General features: G+C 58.2%; 14 protein-coding genes and 4 tRNA genes. 5 read left to right on the forward strand and 13 right to left on the reverse strand.

Annotated elements, in window-relative coordinates:
• Positions 1-16: 16 nt before the first annotated feature.
• The 7 genes from AO353_RS02450 to AO353_RS02480 all read right to left on the reverse strand — a co-directional run bounded on the left by AO353_RS02450 (position 17) and on the right by AO353_RS02480 (position 8,111).
• Entirely contained in the window at positions 17-391 is a 375-nt protein-coding gene (locus AO353_RS02450; RefSeq protein WP_054593527.1) for a hypothetical protein, read from the reverse strand.
• The gene (locus tag AO353_RS02455) at positions 384-5,192 is read right to left on the reverse strand and encodes an RHS repeat-associated core domain-containing protein (protein WP_054593528.1); all 4,809 of its coding nucleotides are present in this window, start codon (positions 5,190-5,192) and stop codon (positions 384-386) included. Before AO353_RS02455 ends, AO353_RS02450 begins: the two co-directional genes overlap by 8 nt.
• A gap of 229 nt (positions 5,193-5,421) precedes the next feature.
• The gene (locus AO353_RS02460) at positions 5,422-5,823 is read right to left on the reverse strand and encodes a hypothetical protein (protein ID WP_054593529.1); all 402 of its coding nucleotides are present in this window, start codon (positions 5,821-5,823) and stop codon (positions 5,422-5,424) included.
• A complete protein-coding gene (locus AO353_RS02465) occupies positions 5,824-6,195 on the reverse strand; it encodes a hypothetical protein (RefSeq protein ID WP_019693066.1) in 372 nt (123 codons plus the stop codon).
• On the reverse strand, positions 6,192-6,533 hold the full coding sequence (locus tag AO353_RS02470) for a helix-turn-helix domain-containing protein (protein ID WP_054598159.1): 342 nt from the start codon (positions 6,531-6,533) through the stop codon (positions 6,192-6,194). Before AO353_RS02470 ends, AO353_RS02465 begins: the two co-directional genes overlap by 4 nt.
• 115 nt (positions 6,534-6,648) lie before the next feature.
• Positions 6,649-7,104, reverse strand: coding sequence for a YkvA family protein (locus AO353_RS02475; protein WP_054593530.1), 456 nt, complete (start codon positions 7,102-7,104; stop codon positions 6,649-6,651).
• Positions 7,105-7,397: 293 nt separating this feature from the next.
• Complete coding sequence (locus AO353_RS02480; RefSeq protein ID WP_019693069.1) at positions 7,398-8,111, reverse strand: FKBP-type peptidyl-prolyl cis-trans isomerase; 714 nt, start codon at positions 8,109-8,111, stop codon at positions 7,398-7,400.
• A 270-nt stretch (positions 8,112-8,381) separates the two neighbouring features.
• Here AO353_RS02480 and AO353_RS02485 point away from each other — a divergent pair, with 270 nt between their 5' ends.
• Together AO353_RS02485 and AO353_RS02490 are read left to right on the forward strand one after the other, a co-directional pair.
• Positions 8,382-10,190, forward strand: a complete 1,809-nt coding sequence (locus AO353_RS02485) for a c-type cytochrome (protein WP_081013849.1) — start codon at positions 8,382-8,384, stop codon at positions 10,188-10,190.
• A gap of 28 nt (positions 10,191-10,218) precedes the next feature.
• Positions 10,219-11,355, forward strand: coding sequence for a catalase family protein (locus AO353_RS02490; RefSeq protein ID WP_054593532.1), 1,137 nt, complete (start codon positions 10,219-10,221; stop codon positions 11,353-11,355).
• A 140-nt stretch (positions 11,356-11,495) separates the two neighbouring features.
• Here AO353_RS02490 and AO353_RS02495 read toward each other — a convergent pair.
• The 4 genes from AO353_RS02495 to AO353_RS02510 form a co-directional block, all read right to left on the reverse strand.
• Positions 11,496-11,572, reverse strand: a tRNA-Asp gene (locus AO353_RS02495).
• Between the two features lie 19 nt (positions 11,573-11,591).
• Positions 11,592-11,667: transfer RNA gene (locus tag AO353_RS02500), tRNA-Val, on the reverse strand.
• A gap of 186 nt (positions 11,668-11,853) precedes the next feature.
• A tRNA-Asp gene (locus AO353_RS02505) sits at positions 11,854-11,930 on the reverse strand.
• A 19-nt stretch (positions 11,931-11,949) separates the two neighbouring features.
• Positions 11,950-12,025 (reverse strand) — tRNA-Val (locus AO353_RS02510).
• A 160-nt stretch (positions 12,026-12,185) separates the two neighbouring features.
• On the opposite strand from AO353_RS02510, the gene rdgC reads away from it, so the two are divergent.
• From rdgC to sugE, 3 genes are all read left to right on the forward strand, one after another.
• Positions 12,186-13,106, forward strand: a complete 921-nt coding sequence (gene rdgC / locus AO353_RS02515) for a recombination-associated protein RdgC (protein WP_054593533.1) — start codon at positions 12,186-12,188, stop codon at positions 13,104-13,106.
• Positions 13,107-13,251: 145 nt separating this feature from the next.
• Complete coding sequence (locus tag AO353_RS02520) at positions 13,252-14,217, forward strand: bile acid:sodium symporter family protein (RefSeq protein ID WP_054593534.1); 966 nt, start codon at positions 13,252-13,254, stop codon at positions 14,215-14,217.
• Positions 14,218-14,335: 118 nt separating this feature from the next.
• Entirely contained in the window at positions 14,336-14,656 is a 321-nt protein-coding gene (sugE, locus tag AO353_RS02525) for a quaternary ammonium compound efflux SMR transporter SugE (RefSeq protein WP_054593535.1), read from the forward strand.
• A 91-nt stretch (positions 14,657-14,747) separates the two neighbouring features.
• Here sugE and AO353_RS02530 read toward each other — a convergent pair whose 3' ends face one another.
• Both AO353_RS02530 and AO353_RS02535 read right to left on the reverse strand, forming a co-directional pair.
• A complete protein-coding gene (locus tag AO353_RS02530; RefSeq protein ID WP_054593536.1) occupies positions 14,748-16,622 on the reverse strand; it encodes an MFS transporter in 1,875 nt (624 codons plus the stop codon).
• Positions 16,623-16,706: 84 nt separating this feature from the next.
• On the reverse strand, positions 16,707-17,858 hold the full coding sequence (locus AO353_RS02535; RefSeq protein WP_054593537.1) for a TDT family transporter: 1,152 nt from the start codon (positions 17,856-17,858) through the stop codon (positions 16,707-16,709).
• Positions 17,859-17,913 lie beyond the last annotated feature (55 nt).

Consider the following 17,913-nt stretch of genomic DNA (forward strand, 5'->3'; position numbering starts at 1 on the left):
CCCATTCCTTCTCACCTCAGAAAGCCACATCAATTCGATCTACTTTTATCCTTACAAACTGCTCATTGAAAGATGGGTATTCGTAGTGAATATCCTGATCCGAAAAATCAACAAAAGACCTGAAAATCCCCCCATCTAAATATCCATAAAGGACACACGAAAATCCATCATCAACCCTTTCAACCATAACATCTGTTTCTTGGGCTAAAGCGATAAAATCGCTGTCGGGAATTACCATATCCAGCTCAACCTCGTAACTCCCCCCTAGCACAATATTTCGAGGGCAATAGCTCGCAAAGCACTTAACAACGGTACCGTTAACGAGCAGCACAACTTCCTCCTCGACTATCCCGCCGATCGAGATTACGAGTGCAAGGTCTACATTACTCATTCGAGGGCCTCACCACTTTATCTTGAGCGTCACCGTTGATTGTTCTCCAAAAATCTTTTCCGCTTTTTGTATGCAAAGTCGTAATTTCTTGATTCTTGTTGGTTCCGACAAAAGCGAATTTTGCATCACCTCTGCGATTATTACCCATTAGCAGTAAGTAACCTGCTCGAATCTCACCCTGATATTTGTATTCAACTCGTGTTCCTTGATTCACAACATCTCGTGTTATAAGCAAATACTCCTCTTTGCTCGTCGCGCCGAACTCCGAACCGTGTTTTTCGTAATGCCCTTCAAGTTTTTCCTCACTTCCAAAATCCTGAGGTCGCGACTTCGGTTCTGGAGCCTTAGCTTCTCCCTCATCAACCCCCGCCTTCGCCGCCGGATTCTCCGCCTCCCCCGGCTTCTTGCACTTACCTGCCTCCGGGCAGTCATTCAACCCCAACGGATCAACCCACCCCGTCGGATTCGGGGTGTACTGATACCCGTTTAACCCACCCGCCAGCTTGCTCGGATCCGGCGTCAGGTAGCGGCCAATGTCCGGATTGTAGTAGCGATGCCGGTTGTAGTGCAGGCCTGATTCAGCATCGAAATATTGCCCCTGAAAGCGCAACGGCTGCTCGAGCTGTTCTTCACCGAAGTGCCTCAGGCTGGCGAGTTTTCCGTAAGCCTTGTAGGTCGCCGACCAGACGATCTCGCCGCTGTAATCCGTCAGTTCCTGCGGGGTACCGAGGTGGTCGAGTTGGTAGTAGAACGGGCAGGCCTTGCGCGGACCGAAGCCGTCGAGCATGGCCAGGGGGCGGAAGCTGCCGGGTTCGTAGACGTAGCTGCGGTAGTGTTCTTTGCCGCGTTCGGCGACGAGGTTGTCGCCTTGCCAGAAGAACTCGGTGGTGTGGCCATCGACGGTTTTGGCGATGCGCCGACCGAAGGCGTCATAGCGGTAGCTGGCAGTTTTGCCATCCGGCAGCGTGATGCCGATCAACCGGTGCTGGCAGTCGTAGCGGTATTCGGTGACGAGTTTCTGCCCGGTGCCGCGGCGCTCAAAGATCAGGTTGCCAAAGGCGTCGTAGTCGTAATGGCGGTCGCCTTGCAGCAGCAGGCGGTTGCCTTTGATCGTCGCCAGGCCCGGGCGATCGTGCATCTGCAGGTTGCCGGCAGGGTCATGGGCAAAGCTTTCCTGCTGTGGATCGCGAGAGTGGCGGACGCGAACCAGGCGGTTCAGCGGATCGTAGTGATAGTTGCGCTGGCCGTGACGACTGTCGGCAATGAAGTCGAGGTTGCCGTTGGCGCTGTAGGCGTAATCGCGACGATGGCATGGCTGCTCAGCATGAGAAACCGCGTGGGCGTGCAATCGACCCTGCTCATCGTAGTGATACCGACTGAGCAGTTGGCCCTGCTGGCGTTGCCGCTCGCGTCCCGCGTCAAAGACGTGCGTGGTCAGCCGCGTGCCGTTGAGGTCGATAGCGCTGAGCGCGCCGCCCTTGGCATGGTGGTAGTCGAGGGTGCTGTTGTCCGGCAGGCGCAGGTGATCGAGTTGACCGCAAGCGTTGTAGCGATAACGCAAGGTGCCCCAACCCTGATGCTCAGTGATCAGTCGGTCTTGCTGGTCGTACTCGAACTCCAACGGGTGGTCGCGACCGTCATCGATGCTGACCAGACGACCAAGGCTGTCGTAGCGATAGTCGACCTTCTGGCCATCGGGCAAGGTCTTGACCAGCAAGCGCCCCGCCGCATCGCGCTGGTAAGCGGTGATCAGCGTTGAGCCGTCATCGCCAAATTCGGTTTTCTCCAGCAGATGGCCGTTGAGGTCATAGCGGTACGCGGTGCGCCGACCATCAAAACCGGTTTCTTGCTCGATCAGTCCGTTGGCGCCGTACGCCAACTGATACTTTTCGCCCACCTCGTTTTCGATTTCGCTGAGCAACAACCGCGCGTTGTCGTAGCGATAGTGCAACTGGCTGCCGTCGGCATTGATGCGACGGCTGACCAGATGCAGGTCATCAGCGTATTCGTAGCGCGTGACCTGGCCCGACTCATCGCGTTCGGCGATGAGTTTTCCGTAGGCGTTGTAGCTGAAGGCGCGGGTGACACCTCCAGGCAAAGTGGTCTGGATCAGCCGGCCGAGAACGTCCCATTGATACTGGGTGACCGCACCCTGTGCATCCTGACGACGGCTTTGCCGGCCCAATGCGTCGTAAGCGAAATACCGCCGGCCACCGTCCGGCAGTTGCTCTTCGGTCAGTTGCCCGAGGCTGTTCCAGACAAGGAGGTGACAACTGTTATCCGGATAGCGGATCGACAGCAGTCGCCCTCGATCATCGTACTGGTAATGGGTGACATGCCCATCAGGGTCGATTTGCTCAGTGATATCACCCTGGATGTTTCGCTGGTACTTACAACGCGCCTTGCCCCGACGCATCACCCGAACGAAACCGTTGTGATACTCGTAGTAAGTCGGTTCGTCTTCTGGCGGAATGACCGCCAGCAACCGCCCGGCGTCGTCATAAGTGTATTGGGTGACACCGCCGAGAGGATCTTTCTCGGCCACCAACTGACCGTTATCGTCGTAAGCATTGAGGTGTTCGGCCCCGCCCGCCTCGACCTTGCGCACCAGCCGCGCCTGCTGGTCGTGGACGTAAACCTCTTCGCTGCCATCGGCGTTGTGCAGCGTGACGCTGCCGTTATCGTCCCAGGCATAACGGGCGTCCATCTGCGCAAAACTCGCCCAGTGCCGCACGCATCGGGCGGCTTTGCCTTCGCGCTCCCATTCCCAGAAAAAACTCGCGCCGCCAGCCAGTTGCCGCTGGAGAATCACCGCCTGATTGTCGTAGTCGTAACGCTCGCTTTCGCCTGCGGCGTTGATGGCTTCGATCAGCCGATGGCAGTCGTCATAGCGATAGGCGACCAGCGTTTGCTCGGTCTGCCAGGCTTCATCGGCACTCGCAGCCGCGCGATAGACTTGATAGTCGACGGCGATCAGATGTCGCCGGTCGTAACACAACAGCAAGGCGCGACCGGCGCCGTTGTCCAGACGTTTGATCCGCGCCTGGCGATCGCGGGTGATACGCAGGCGGTTGTTGTAAGGGTCGCTGATGGCCGTGAGGTTACCGTCACGAAAATGGTAGAACCGTGTCGCCTCACCGGCCTGAGCGAGGATCAGTTCATCGACGTCGTCACCCAGATAAATCGCTGCACGGGACAAACTGTTGTGGATCGCCGGACGCTCGACGCTCGGTCTCGGAAATCGTGTGCGGCGGTTTTCGTGGTCGATCCAGATGACGTTGTCGCCGTCGATTTCCAGGCGATGCGCCAACGAGTGGCTCCAGCCAAAGCCCAATCCGCTATCGATTTCGACTGCGCTGGTGCGGTACAACCGGGTGAAGGCGAACGGCAGCACACCATCGAGCTCGCCATCGGTGAGGGTCAGCAGTTCTTCGCCAGTGACCATCGACACCGGGCAGTTGTGGGTGGCGGTTTTATCTGCCGAATCGGCGCTGTCGCCGTTGGGGTTTTTCGCCTGATCCGGGGCGTTGTCGTGATGCTCCTGCTTGCTCAGGCTGGTCTTGGGCCCAGACTTGTCGCGGGCGATGGCCGCAGGGTTTTTCACGTAAAGGATCGGCGCTTCACCGGGGGTAATCTTCAGCGGCCCTCGGGGTGTTGGCGCCAGCGACGCCTTCCGGGCACTCACCATCAGCGGCTTGAGCGCATCGGCATGACTGCTGAAACGCTGATTGCTCGACACTTGCGCCAGTCGGATGCTCAAGGCTGCCAACCACTGTCGAGCACGCGGCGACTTGATCTTCCCCAGCACTTTGGCGCCCACACCGGCCCCAACGCCCATCGGTCCGGTCACGCAAGCCAGGAGCAATCCAACCAACACGCCTGTACGTATTTCGGCCATTACTTCGGCTTCGTACTGCGGCGGTAGCATCCGCAACCAACTGGTGACGGCCGTCAGATAGATGAACAGCAACGGTTCATCGCTGAGCACCAGCAAACCATTGGCAATCGCTTCTGTGGAAGCGTTGAGCAGGGTTTCGAGCTCGGCCTGGGTCAGGTACTCAAGGAGCTTTTCACTGTTGGCTTGCAGGTCGGCCAGCAGTTGATAGAGCTGCTGAACATCGTCCCAGAGGTCGAGCAAGGCGCTTTCAACACCCCGTTGATCAGCCTGCTGCAACGCGTTGTAGCGCTCGATAAAACCGCTTTGCGAAAAGCTCGCCCACAACGGTTGAAACTCGTTCGTCCACTCGCTTTGCAGCCAGTCCTCAAGCTCGGTAATGGTGGTTTGATAAGAGGCGTAGAGTGCCTTGACGTGGTCTTGAGTGACGTTGGGGTAAAAGGTGATTCGGTGCCGCTGGCCACGCCAGCATTCGGGGACTTCGAGAATGCCGCCAAGGCCGATAACTGCGTGGACCGGCTCGCCGACCACCTCATCCCCTCCCGGCCCATCGATCAATGCTTCGAGCATCACCGGGGTATTGCCGATCGGCACAAAACGCGCCGCCTCGAACATGTGCACCAGGGTCAACGATCCGCCGGCCGGACAGGACGCAACGGTGGCGCTGATCGGAGTGGTCGAGTTTTTCGGTGCACTGAGGCTGACGTCGTTGCCAACCCTGAACACCTGCTCGACATCCAGCGCTGCGCCCGTCCAGAAACTTTCGGCCCAGGAATCGTAGTCACTGAGGCAGTGCCGAAAGTCGTTGAAGACGGCTTGAATGTCCGGGCTTTTCGGGTTCAGCGCAGCAATGACCAGATGGCCAATGGCAGTGTTCAAGGCCTGCAGTTTTTTTGGATCGAGCATTCTCAATCTTCGCGCGGTCACTGTGGGACGCGAGACTGTGCGGGGATTGCGCGGGGAATGAAGTCAGGACAAACGGAGGATGATGTAGGGTATTTCGTTAAAGCGAAGGGGATGGCTCAATCAAGCAGAACGGGCACTGCTTGATCGGCGAATACTTTACAAACACCTGTAGGAAAGTGGCTCACCCGCGATCGCAGGCAAACCGGATCAGCCGGTGCGAGAGTGGCCGTCAAGCATCACGTGACGCCAGTTCCTTGAGCTTGATCTCGGCCAGCGGATGTCCGGCTTTGGCCGCCATCTGCCACCAACGCGCCGCCTCGGCAGCGTCAGGGGCCTTGCTCGGTGTTCCGGCAAGGCTGATCACGCCAACCTGATAGGCTGCTTTAGCGTCCCCCGCCAATGCGGCAAGGCGCAACAAACGTACGCCTTCTTCACGGGCGCCGAGACCTTGGCCACGGAACGTCAGGATGTGGCCATAGAAGCTTTGCGCACCAACATCACCAAGGTTCGCCATGCGCGCGAACTGGCCTTCAAGCCAGCTCCAGCCGCGTGGCTGGCGGACAAACCATGACCAATGAAACAGCCTGCGTGCCAGCCAGTAACTGGCACGGGCCTTGAGTCGCCAGAGCATTCAGGCCTCCGCAGATTCGGGGTATTCGTACTCAAACACCCGTACCACTTCCGACGCATGCCAGGACGCGGCAGCCACGCCATCGGAAGGCCCGGAGAAACGCCCCAGTCGCTCGACGCATTCGAAGAACCCGGTGCGCGGCAGACGGCTAGCGCCCTGGCTGATGACCAGTGAGCTGCGCAGCGGCTGCTCGGCCCGTGCATCCAGAGCTGCCAGGTGCTCAAGCGCGGCAGTCAGGGTTTGCATGGCCGGGCTTGGCAACTGCAAACGCTCAAGCAAAGCGCGATAAGTCAAAAGATGACGCTGGCGACGGGCCTGATCCAGCTCGCCGATTAAACCGTCCCAATGCTGACGACTGATGCGTACGCTCACGATTCATCCCTCCATCCCGGCACCGTCAATTCCCAGGCCAGGCTGCGGCGAATCGCTGCGTCAGGTTGACGCTCGCCACTTTCAATCAAGGCCAGGTAAGACGGGCTGATGCCTACCGTGCGGGCCAGCGCCTCAATGGCGATGCCCTTCCCTTCGCGCAAACTGCGTAGTTGATCCAGACCTGGAAGAACCTGGTCTGCTGTGGCCGCGTGACGGACTGTCGCTTCACGCGGTGGTTGTTCAGTGACGCCTGCTGCTTTCAATAACGCTTGATACTGAGCCCACGTTAGAACCGCATATTCGGGTTCGCCATCACGTGCAATTATCTGAATATCCATGACTACCCCGTAGGACAACAACACTTAGCGAGTCAGCACTTTTCCTTAGAAGTGTAATCCTAACAGCCGATAAGGTCGCGAGGGGCGATCAATCTGTGGATGAACCTGATTCAACTCAGGTTTTTTTCGGGCCTTGCAGTTGTAATTGCTCCGGCGTATCAGGCAAGCGCTCCACGACTGCAAGCTTTTCTGGACTCTGACGGTCGCGCCAGGCACGGAAAGCGTTCAGTTCGTCATCGAGGGTTTTCAAGACCCAGGCCAGCACGGCGATGTCATCGAGCATGCCAAATACCGGGATAAAATCCGGGATCGCGTCGAGCGGGCTGAGGAAGTACATCAGCCCCGCCACCACTATCAGCATCGATTTGCGACTGATGTCCCGATACTCACCGCGCCAGTACGCCAGGCACAATGCCTGCAGCAATCTCAGGTCATCTTTAAGCTTGCCCAAACGGTTACCCTGGCTCGCCCCTTTTCTGGCTACGGCAAACAATAGGGCCGGTAATCGCCCACGACTGAGCAACCTTCCCGCCAAGGGTAAAAATCGAGCGAAGTTCCAAGGTGCTTTCATCATCTCTCCCGCTGAAATGTTATCCACACAAATTGTGGATAACCTTGTGAACAGAGCCGCTTTTCACGCCTGAAGGCCACGTCCTACAAGGGCTAAGCTCAGATCGGGCGTTTTTTACTCACATAAAAAAACCCAATATTTCATTGACTTGGCAACCTACAGCGTTTAGCTGCGGCACCCTCAATGCTGTGACTCCACTCCACCGCGTCCGTTCGCTTGAATTGTCGACCACCGAACGCCAGATGCAACAACGCCCCGCATGAACGGGGCGTTGTTTTTATATCAGACGCTGATTACTTGGCAGCGTCTTGTTTTGCCGGATCTTTGATCGCCAGCAGTTCCAGGTCGAATACCAGCACCGAGTTGGCCGGGATTGCCGGGCTAGGGCTTTGTGCACCGTAGGCCAGATCGCTAGGGATGTACAGTTTGTACTTCTCGCCGACGTGCATCAGTTGCAGACCTTCAACCCAACCCGGGATCACGCCGCTAACCGGCAGATCAATCGGGCTGCCGCGCTCGACGGAGCTGTCGAATACGGTGCCGTTGGTCAGCTTGCCAGTGTAGTGGACAGTCACCACGTCAGTCGGCTTAGGCTGTGGGCCATCGGCTTTCTTGACCACTTCGTACTGCAGACCCGAAGCCGTGGTAACGACACCCGGCTTCTTCGCGTTGTCTTCGAGGAATTTCTTGCCGGCAGCTGCCGACTCTTCGCTCATCTTGGCCAGACGCTCTTCAGCGCGCTTTTGCAGCGCAGCGAAAGCTTCGACCAGTTCGTCATCCTTCAGTTTCTGTTCTTTCTTGCCAACGGCATCTTCGATGCCTTGGGCTACCGCTTTGGAGTCCAGGTCATCCATGCCTTCCTGAGCCAGGCTCTTGCCCATGTTCAGGCCAATACCGTAGGAAGCTTTTTGCGCCGGGGTTTTCAGCTCGACGCTGGTCTGCGAGTCACAACCCGCAAGTACCAGGCTAACCAGGGCCACCGCCGCCGCCAACCGATGCTGTTTCATGCTATTTCCTTGTTCATGCGCCTAAAGGGCAATCGAATAAAGCCGCGAGCTTATCAGGCCGCCACGACCAATGGCTACCGGCATGAGAGCAGGAAAGCTCCGATAAGTTCAGGTCTTTTAATGCATTTTGCGAGCGCTGGTCATGAAGCTTCTGTCAGCTTCTTCTCAGCGCAATAAACGCCGGTTCCTACAGCGCCTGGCGTAATGGCCACTTGCCTCGCACCTGGAGCTAAGGCATAACAAGACTATAAATCAACAAGGATGTTTAACTTGCGCCTCTTGATCCGCGTGCTGTTGCTGATAATCGCCCTGCTGGCAGTCGCTCTGGCGGTGGTCCTGTATTACGTCGCCAACCCTAAGCTACCGGCCTATACGCCAGTCGAGCAGGTGAACTACCTCGAGCAATGGGACGCCGCCGACCGCCAGACCTACTACTTCACTCCACAGGGCACACAGGTCAAAGGCCTGCGCTACAACTGGTTCACAGCACTTGAACTGCCATTCTCGGAGCAACGCTTTGCCACGCCCGAATACCTGGCGCGTTTTGGTTTTTTGGTAGATCCGGCCCAAAAAGCCACACCCAACAACCCCGGCAACCTGCCCGTCGGTTTCGCCCGCCATCAGAATTCAGACAGTAAAGAAGAGTTTCTGGATGTTACCTGCGCTGCCTGCCACACCGGCGAGCTGCGCTTTAAAGGCCAGGCGGTACGCATCGACGGCGGCTCGGCACAGCACGTATTGCCTTCCAGTGTCCCCACTCTGCGCGGCGGCAGTTTCGGTCAGGCATTGGTCGCAAGCCTCGCCTCGACCTACTACAACCCCTGGAAATTCGAACGCTTCGCACGCAACGTGCTGGGTCAGGACTATGACGCCCAACACTCACAACTGCGCCAGGACTTCAAAACGTCGCTGGATATCTTCTTGCGCGCAGCCTGGAATGACACCCACCGCGGCCTTTATCCCACCGAAGAAGGCCCCGGCCGTACCGACGCTTTCGGCCGTATTGCCAACGCCAGTTTCGGCGACGCTATTTCGCCGAATAACTACCGAGTGGCCAATGCCCCGGTGGACTATCCGCAGTTGTGGGATATCTGGAGCTTCGACTGGGTGCAATGGAACGGCTCAGCCCAGCAACCCATGGCGCGCAACATCGGCGAAGCCCTGGGCGTCGGCGCGACGCTGAACTTCTTCGATGCCGCCGGCCAGCCGCTCAAGGGCGATGATCGCTACCCTTCCAGCGTGCGAGTACGCGACCTGCAACTGATCGAAGAAACCCTGAAGCGACTCAAACCTCCGGCCTGGCCCGAAGCATTGCTCGGTAGCATCGACAAACCACTGGCCGCCAAGGGCCGCACGCTGTTCACAGAAAACTGCGCCGGTTGCCATGTACCGAACGTGACAGTGACCAATGGTCGGCCTGAGCAGAAATTGAAAATGTTGCCGGTGGACGTCATTGGTACCGACCCGGGGGCCGCCAACAACATCGCCGACCACCGTTTTGACCTGAGCCCGCTCAAATGGGACGTGGCCGAACTGGCGAAACTGGACGTCAAACTGCACCCGACACCTACCGGGCCACTGGACCTGAGCAAACTCTCGGTTGCCAAAGGTCTGGCCTACGTGACTGCCTTCGTCGAGAACCGCGCTTACCGTGACGCCAACGTCACACCTCAAGAGCGCCCCGACATGGATGGATACGGCCTGCCGATTGGCGTTCGTGAACTACGTGCCTACAAGGCACGACCGCTGGCGGGCGTCTGGGCGACGCCGCCGTTTCTGCATAACGGTTCAGTACCGAACATCTACCAACTGCTCTCGCCGCAGGATGAGCGTGCAGCCACCTTCTATAGAGGCACGTTCGAATACGACCCACAGCACCTGGGTTATCGCACTGAAGCCTTCAGCAACGGTTTTGAGTTCGACACGCGAATCACCGGCAACCACAACAGCGGTCACGAATTTCGTCCCGGCGAACGAGGCAACGGGGTCATCGGCCGACTGCTGCAACCCCAAGAGCGCTGGGCGCTGGTGGAATACCTGAAGGTGCTCGGCGGGCCTTTGGAGTCGCAACTACCATGACCATCACCGCAGCAAAAAGGATTCGTGCATGTTGATCACACTTTGGCTGCGCATCGGCGTATTGCTCGGCAAGACCCTGCTGCTCCTTTTGGGGCTAGGTTTGCTGGGCTGGGCGGTGGCGACAGCCTGGTTCGCCTGGCATCACAGCGGCCCGGTCTCTGCCAAAGAACAGATTCCGGCGGGTGAAGCGGCAATGACGCGGGACATCATCCAGACTGCCGTGCGCATCGTCGACCAGCACCGCGAAAACACTCGTTTCCTGCGCGATGCCCACGCCAAGGCGCATGGCTGCGTAAAGGCCGAGGTTCAAGTGCTGACCGACCTCACGCCTGAACTGCGTCAAGGTGTCTTTAGCGAGGCCGGCAAGACCTGGCAAGCCATCTTGCGACTGTCCAACGGTAACGCCTATCCGCAATTCGATAGCGTTCGCGATGCCCGCGGCATGGCGATCAAATTGCTTGATGTACCCGGAACACAGCTACTCAAGGATCAGCAGAACCGTAGTGAGCAGGACTTCGTGATGTTCAACCATCCGAACTTCTTCGTCAGCAATGTCGCCGAGTACCGTCAAAACGTCGCAGCCCAAGCTGATGGCAAGCAAGTCATGGCGTTCTTTCCGAGTTGGGATCCGCGCAGCTGGCAGGTTCGTCACCTGTTCATTGCCTTGGCGACCCTGGCGCCAGCTCCGGCCAGTCCGACCCAGAGCACTTATTTTTCCGTCTCGCCGTATAAATTCGGTACGGCCAATGCCAAGTTCCGCGTTGCGCCAGACCCTGGCAGCTGCCCCGACTATACCCTCCCTGCGCAAAATCAAGCGCTGCCAAACTTTTTGCGCAGTGCGCTGAATCAACAGCTGTCGACGGACCGGGTAGCCGCGTGTTTTGTCTTGCAGATCCAGCGCCAGGACCCAACCAGGTATATGCCGATCGAGGACACCAGCATCGAATGGCGTGAAAGCGATGCGCCGTTCGAAACCGTGGCGCGGATCCGGATCCCCGCTCAGGACTTCGACACGCCAGCACTGAACCTGCAATGCGATAACCAGTCCTTCAACCCCTGGTTTGGCCTGGAAGCTCACCGCCCTATCGGCGGTATCAATCGGCTACGTAAAGCGGTGTACGAAGCGGTCAGTGATTACCGGCACGCGCGCAATGCCGAGCAGTAGTAACCCATAAACGAAAAAAGCGACCAAGGGTCGCTTTTTTATCGGGGACCATGACTTGATAAAACCCCAGACAGCAAAAAGCCCGCATTAAGCGGGCTTTCTGTGGTGACCTGGCGTTCAGTGTTCCAGGTTACCGAATATGGCGCAGCGGACGGGACTCGAACCCGCGACCCCCGGCGTGACAGGCCGGTATTCTAACCGACTGAACTACCGCTGCGCGTAGCGTTGAAAGTAAGTGGTGGGTGATGACGGGATCGAACCGCCGACATTCTGCTTGTAAGGCAGACGCTCTCCCAGCTGAGCTAATCACCCTTTACCTTCGTTGCGGGGCGCATTGTGCCACAAAAATTCATAACGTGCTGATTTAATTAAGAAAAATATTAAAAAAGCTGAATTTCAATGAAACAGTACACATCGCATGGAACTCTTACAGCAAAAAGCCCGCGTTAGCGGGCTTTCCGTGGTGACCTGGCGTTCAGCGTTCCAGATTACCGAATATGGCGCAGCGGACGGGACTCGAACCCGCGACCCCCGGCGTGACAGGCCGGTATTCTAACCGACTGAACTACCGCTGCGCGTAACACTGAATGCGAATGGTGGGTGATGACGGGATCGAACCGCCGACATTCTGCTTGTAAGGCAGACGCTCTCCCAGCTGAGCTAATCACCCTTCACGTTCGGTGTGGCGCGCATTCTACGGAGCAGCCCAACCTCTGGCAAGCACTTTTTAAAATAATTTTTTCAGGCCTTCCAAAGGCTTAGCTGAGGGTTGGCCTATGACGCTGCGCGGAGAATAATGCCCCCCTTTGTATAAAGGAGAGACTCACCCCATGTGGTTCAAAAACCTGCTTATCTATCGCCTGACCCAAGATCTGCCTTTTGATGCTGAGGCGTTGGAAACTGCACTGGCCACCAAACTGGCGCGTCCATGTGCAAGCCAGGAGTTGACCACCTACGGTTTCGTCGCGCCGTTTGGCAAAGGCGAAGATGCACCCCTGGTACATGTCAGCGGAGACTTCCTGCTGATCGCCGCACGCAAGGAAGAACGCATTCTGCCAGGCAGCGTCGTGCGCGACGCGGTCAAGGAAAAGGTCGAAGAGATCGAAGCCGAGCAAATGCGCAAGGTCTATAAGAAGGAGCGTGATCAGATCAAGGATGAAATCATCCAGGCGTTCCTGCCGCGCGCCTTTATCCGTCGCTCGTCGACCTTTGCTGCCATTGCACCGAAACAGGGGCTGATCCTGGTCAACTCCGCCAGCCCGAAACGCGCCGAAGACCTGCTTTCCACGCTGCGCGAAGTGATCGGCACGCTGCCGGTACGTCCGCTGACTGTAAAAATGTCCCCGACCGCGACCATGACTGAGTGGGTCACCACCCAGAAAGCCGCTGACGGCTTCTTCGTACTGGATGAGTGCGAACTGCGCGATACCCACGAAGACGGCGGCATCGTCCGTTGCAAGCGTCAGGACCTGACCAGCGAAGAAATCCAGTTGCACCTGAGCACCGGTAAAGTGGTCACTCAGCTGTCCCTGGCCTGGCAAGACAAACTGTCGTTCGTCCTCGACGACAAGATGGTGGTCAAGCGCCTGAAGTTTGAAGATCTGCTGCAGGATCAGGCAGAACAGGACGGTGGTGATGAAGCCCTCGGCCAACTCGACGCCAGCTTCATGCTGATGATGATGACTTTCGGCGAATTCCTCCCAGCGCTGGTTGAGGCGTTGGGCGGCGAAGAGACTCCGCAAGGGATCTAATCGCGCTAATGGGCGCCGGCCGAATTGGCGGCGCCTATAAAGAAAAGATCGCAGCCTGCGGCAGTTCCTACAGTAATGTGCGTTCATCTGTAGGCGCTGCCGCAGGCTGCGATCTTTTTACAGACGATATAGGAAGGAACAGGTCATGCGTGCACTGGCAGCACTGAGCCGCTTTGTCGGCAACACTTTCGCTTACTGGGTCTTGATCTTCGCCGTAGTGGCCTTCCTGCAACCGGCGTGGTTCATCGGCCTGAAAGGTGCGATCGTGCCGTTGCTGGGGCTGGTGATGTTCGGCATGGGCCTGACCCTCAAACTTGAAGATTTCGCTGAAGTGGCCCGTCATCCGTGGCGCGTGGCACTGGGCGTGGTCGCACATTTCGTGATCATGCCCGGCGTGGCATGGTTGCTCTGCCAGGCGTTTCACCTGCCACCGGAAATCGCTGTCGGGGTGATTCTGGTCGGTTGCTGCCCAAGCGGCACCTCGTCGAACGTGATGACCTGGCTGGCCCGCGGTGACCTGGCGCTGTCGGTAGCGATTGCCGCCGTCACCACCCTGCTCGCTCCGGTGCTGACGCCCGCTCTGATCTGGTTATTGGCCTCGGCCTGGTTGCCGGTATCGTTCATGGAACTGTTCTGGTCGATCCTGCAAGTGGTGTTGCTACCGATCGTGCTCGGCGTGGTTGCCCAACGCCTGCTGGAAGATCGGGTGCGCCACGCGGTAGAGGTGCTGCCGCTGGTTTCAGTGGTGAGCATCGTGATCATCGTCGCCGCCGTTGTCGCGGCGAGTCAGGCAAAGATTGCCGAGTCCGGCCTGCTGATCATGGCCGTGGTGATGCTGCATAACAGCTTTGGCTTCCTGCTGGGCTACTTCACCGGACGCGTGTTCAAACTGCCGCTGGCGCAACGCAAATCCCTGGCCCTGGAAGTCGGCATGCAGAACTCCGGTCTGGGCGCGGCGCTGGCCAGTGCCCACTTCTCGCCACTGGCGGCGGTACCGAGCGCGCTGTTCAGCGTTTGGCACAACATTTCCGGGGCGTTGCTCTCGACGTATTTCCGTCGGATGAGCGAGAAACAGGACCGCGAACTGGCCGCCCGACAAGCAACCGAGTGACCCGGTAACTTGATCCCCGGATTATTAGTGGGCACTATAGTGCGCATCGCGAGGACGACCTCGCGGCTCGATCGAGTTACTAATCTGGGGACGACCCCGTCAATCGATGGAGGTCTTCATGCCTTGGATCATTCTGTTTTTCGCAGGTTTGTTTGAAGTCGGCTGGGCCGTTGGCCTGAAATATACCGACGGCTTCAGCCGCCCTCTTCCCACCGTCCTGACCGTCGGCGCCATGGTAATCAGCCTGGGTCTGCTGGGCCTGGCCATGAAGGATCTGCCGTTGGGCACGGCCTACGCCATCTGGACTGGCGTCGGCGCCGTGGGCACGGTTATCGCCGGGATCATCCTGTTTGGTGAATCCATGGCGCTGTTCCGCCTGGCCAGCGTCGCGCTGATCATCGCCGGGTTGGTCGGGCTCAAAGTCAGCGCCCAGGCCTAGATCGCCATCGCGGGCAAGCCTTGCTCCTACAGATATCTCGTACCTCTGTAGGAGCAAGGCTTGCCCGCGATAAGGCCAGCCAAAACACCCACTATCTAACGGTGCCACGCAATTCGCCGACCAGCGCTTGCAACTGCGCAGGCTGCGCGACTTCAACCGCCACCGCCGGCCCGGCCACCAGGGTCACCCGTGACCAGAGACGGTGGAACAAGCCCTTGTTCGGATCGCGGCTGAAAAAGCTGCCCCACAACCCTTGCAAGGCCAAAGGAATCACTGGCACCGGTGTCTCTTCCAGTATCCGCGTCAGCCCGCCCTTGAACTCATTGATCTCACCATCGACGGTCAGCTTGCCTTCCGGGAAGATGCACACCAGCTCACCATCCTTCAGGTACTGGGCGATTCGCTTGAAGGCCTTTTCGTAAATCTGACTGTCCTCCTGGCGCCCGGCAATCGGAATGGTCCCCGCCGTACGGAAGATGAAGTTCAGCACTGGCAAGTTATAGATCTTGTAATACATCACAAAGCGAATCGGCCGACGCACTGCGCCACCAATCAGCAACGCATCGACGAACGACACGTGGTTGCAGACCAGCAACGCCGCGCCCTCATCGGGAATCAGCTCAAGGTTGCGATGCTGCACGCGGTACATGGAATGGCTGAGCAGCCAGATCATGAAGCGCATGCTGAATTCGGGAACGATACTGAAGATGTAGACGTTTACACCGATGTTCAGCAGCGATACCACCAGGAACAGCTGGGGAATCGACAGCTTGACGATGCTCAGCAGCACAATCGAGACAATCGCCGAAACCACCATGAACAGTGCATTGAGGATGTTGTTGGCCGCGATCACCCGCGCCCGCTCGTTTTCGGCAGTGCGCGACTGAATCAACGCGTACAGCGGCACGATGTAGAAACCGCCGAAAATCCCCAGCCCGAGAATATCGAACAGCACCCACCACGTCTGACCGAAGCCAAGCACTTCGATCCAGCCATGACCTTGAAGGCTTTGGGGGATGCCCCCGGAGCTCCACCACAGCAGCAAGCCAAACACTGTCAGCCCAAAGGAGCCAAACGGCACCAGACCGATCTCGACTTTGCGTCCGGAGAGTTTCTCGCAGAGCATCGAACCCAGCGCGATACCGACCGAGAACACCGTCAGGATCAGCGTCACCACCGTCTCGTCACCGTGCATCCACTCTTTGGCGTAGGCCGGGATTTGCGTCAGGTAAATCGCCCCGACAAACCAGAACCACGAGTTGCCGACGATCGAACGCGACACCGCAGGCGTTTGCCCCAGCCCCAGACGCAGAGTCGCCCAGGACTGGCTGAAGATATTCCAGTTCAACCGTAGCTCAGGGGTCGACGCCGCAGCGCGCGGAATGCCGCGACTGGCCAGATAGCCCAGCACCGCGACACCGATGATCGCCGTGGAGACGATCGGTGCGTAATGACTGGACGACATCATGATCCCGGCGCCGATGGTCCCGGCCAGAATCGCCAGGAAGGTGCCCATTTCCACCAGACCGTTACCGCCCACCAGCTCTTCTTCATGCAAGGCCTGCGGCAGGATCGAGTACTTCACCGGACCGAACAGCGCCGAGTGGGTGCCCATGGCGAACAGCGCCACCAGCATCAGCGACAGGTGATCGAACAGGAACCCGACTGCGCCGACCGCCATGATCGCGATTTCACCGAGCTTGATCAGACGAATCAGCGCGTCCTTGGCGAACTTTTCCCCGAACTGCCCGGCCAGCGCCGAGAACAGAAAGAACGGCAGGATGAACAGCAGCGCACACAGGTTGACCCAGATCGAACGGTCACCCTCGATGGTCAGCTTGTACAAAATCGCGAGGATCAACGATTGCTTGAAGATGTTGTCGTTGAACGCCCCGAGGGACTGCGTAACAAAAAACGGCAGAAACCGCCGCTTGCGAAGCAAGGTGAACTGCGAAGGGTGGCTCATCTTCCATGTCCCTGTGTGGCTTGGATGCTCTTATTGGAATGTCGTACCGCGATCCAGGCCACAACCTTACCTAAACTTTGCGAATTATTTCGCTAATCCGGCAATGCACGGTGAAACAAACAACTCACCGCGCCAGGCGCCTTGAACGGTGCGCTTGGAAACGATCAGCCACATGATCGCCAACGCAACCACCAAGACACTGCCAAAGAAGCTGAAAAAAGTCAGGTTCAAGGTGCTTGCCAGCTTCAGCGTGGCCAGCGAGTAAACGCCCAGCGGGAAGGTAAAACCCCACCAGCCGAGGTTGAAGGGAATCCCACCACGCAGGTAACGCAAGGTGATCAGTACCGCTATCAACATCCACCACAAGCCGAAGCCCCATAATGTAATCCCGGCGACCAGGCCCAGCCCGGCGGCAATTTCACCGATTCCCGGCAAGCCGTTGGCGGCGAAAATCGCCGGTGCATCGCTGCCCAGCAACAACATGCCCAACGCCCCGGTGCCGATCGGCCCCAGCGCCAGCCAGCTCGACGCGGCCATGTTTTCGTGCGGCAGTTTGTGCAGGGCCATACGCAGTAGCAGGATGGTCAGGATGCTGAACGCCACCGGCAGCGAGAACGCCCACAGCACGTAACTGGTCACCAGCACCACCAATTGCGAGTGGGCGTCTGCCAGATGCGGCGCAAGCAAACCACCGCTGGCCGCCGCGACTTCCGCAGCCACCACCGGCAGCAGCCAGACAGCGGTCATCTGGTCGATGCTGTGTTCCTGGCGGGTGAACATCATGTACGGGATCAACACGCCGCAGGCCAGCGACATGGCGACATCCAGCCACCACAACACCTCGGCCAGGTGCACAACGCCCTCCCCCCAGCGCGGCAGACCGAACAGCAGGAAGCCATTGATGATGGTCGCCAGGCCCATGGGAATGGTGCCGAAAAACATCGAAACCGTGGAGTGGCCGAAAATCCGTCGCGCTTCATCGAAGAAAAACGCCCAGCGCGCGGCATACAACCCACTGAACAGCAGGAACAGGAAAATATTGAACATCCACAGGCCTTCGGCGAAGGCATGCAGGCCAGGGAAAGACACCGGCAATTGGGCGAGCGCCAGGGCCAGGACCCCAGTGCCCATGGTCGCGGCGAACCAGTTCGGGGTGAACTGCCGAATCGCTTCGCGAGGGTGCTGTAAATGGCTCAAAGGCCGGTTAGCGGTTTTGTTGCTGTTGGGGCATTGCATCGTGAACTCCTGTCCTCGGGTGAGGTAGAGCTCATGGTAGAACTGAATCGAATAT

Source organism: Pseudomonas fluorescens (assembly GCF_001307155.1).
In the GTDB taxonomy this organism is placed as follows: Bacteria; Pseudomonadota; Gammaproteobacteria; order Pseudomonadales; family Pseudomonadaceae; genus Aquipseudomonas; species Aquipseudomonas helvetica.

What these genes read in the sequence shown, in the direction of transcription:
- AO353_RS02450 (WP_054593527.1), bottom strand. Translation starts at nt 391, where the DNA reads ATGAGTAATGTAGACCTTGCACTCGTAATCTCGATCGGCGGGATAGTC.
- AO353_RS02455 (WP_054593528.1), bottom strand. Translation starts at nt 5,192, where the DNA reads ATGCTCGATCCAAAAAAACTGCAGGCCTTGAACACTGCCATTGGCCAT.
- AO353_RS02460 (WP_054593529.1), bottom strand. Translation starts at nt 5,823, where the DNA reads ATGCTCTGGCGACTCAAGGCCCGTGCCAGTTACTGGCTGGCACGCAGG.
- AO353_RS02470 (WP_054598159.1), bottom strand. Translation starts at nt 6,533, where the DNA reads ATGGATATTCAGATAATTGCACGTGATGGCGAACCCGAATATGCGGTT.
- AO353_RS02475 (WP_054593530.1), bottom strand. Translation starts at nt 7,104, where the DNA reads ATGAAAGCACCTTGGAACTTCGCTCGATTTTTACCCTTGGCGGGAAGG.
- AO353_RS02480 (WP_019693069.1), bottom strand. Translation starts at nt 8,111, where the DNA reads ATGAAACAGCATCGGTTGGCGGCGGCGGTGGCCCTGGTTAGCCTGGTA.
- AO353_RS02490 (WP_054593532.1), top strand. Translation starts at nt 10,219, where the DNA reads ATGTTGATCACACTTTGGCTGCGCATCGGCGTATTGCTCGGCAAGACC.
- rdgC (WP_054593533.1), top strand. Translation starts at nt 12,186, where the DNA reads ATGTGGTTCAAAAACCTGCTTATCTATCGCCTGACCCAAGATCTGCCT.
- AO353_RS02520 (WP_054593534.1), top strand. Translation starts at nt 13,252, where the DNA reads ATGCGTGCACTGGCAGCACTGAGCCGCTTTGTCGGCAACACTTTCGCT.
- sugE (WP_054593535.1), top strand. Translation starts at nt 14,336, where the DNA reads ATGCCTTGGATCATTCTGTTTTTCGCAGGTTTGTTTGAAGTCGGCTGG.
- AO353_RS02530 (WP_054593536.1), bottom strand. Translation starts at nt 16,622, where the DNA reads ATGAGCCACCCTTCGCAGTTCACCTTGCTTCGCAAGCGGCGGTTTCTG.
- AO353_RS02535 (WP_054593537.1), bottom strand. Translation starts at nt 17,858, where the DNA reads ATGCAATGCCCCAACAGCAACAAAACCGCTAACCGGCCTTTGAGCCAT.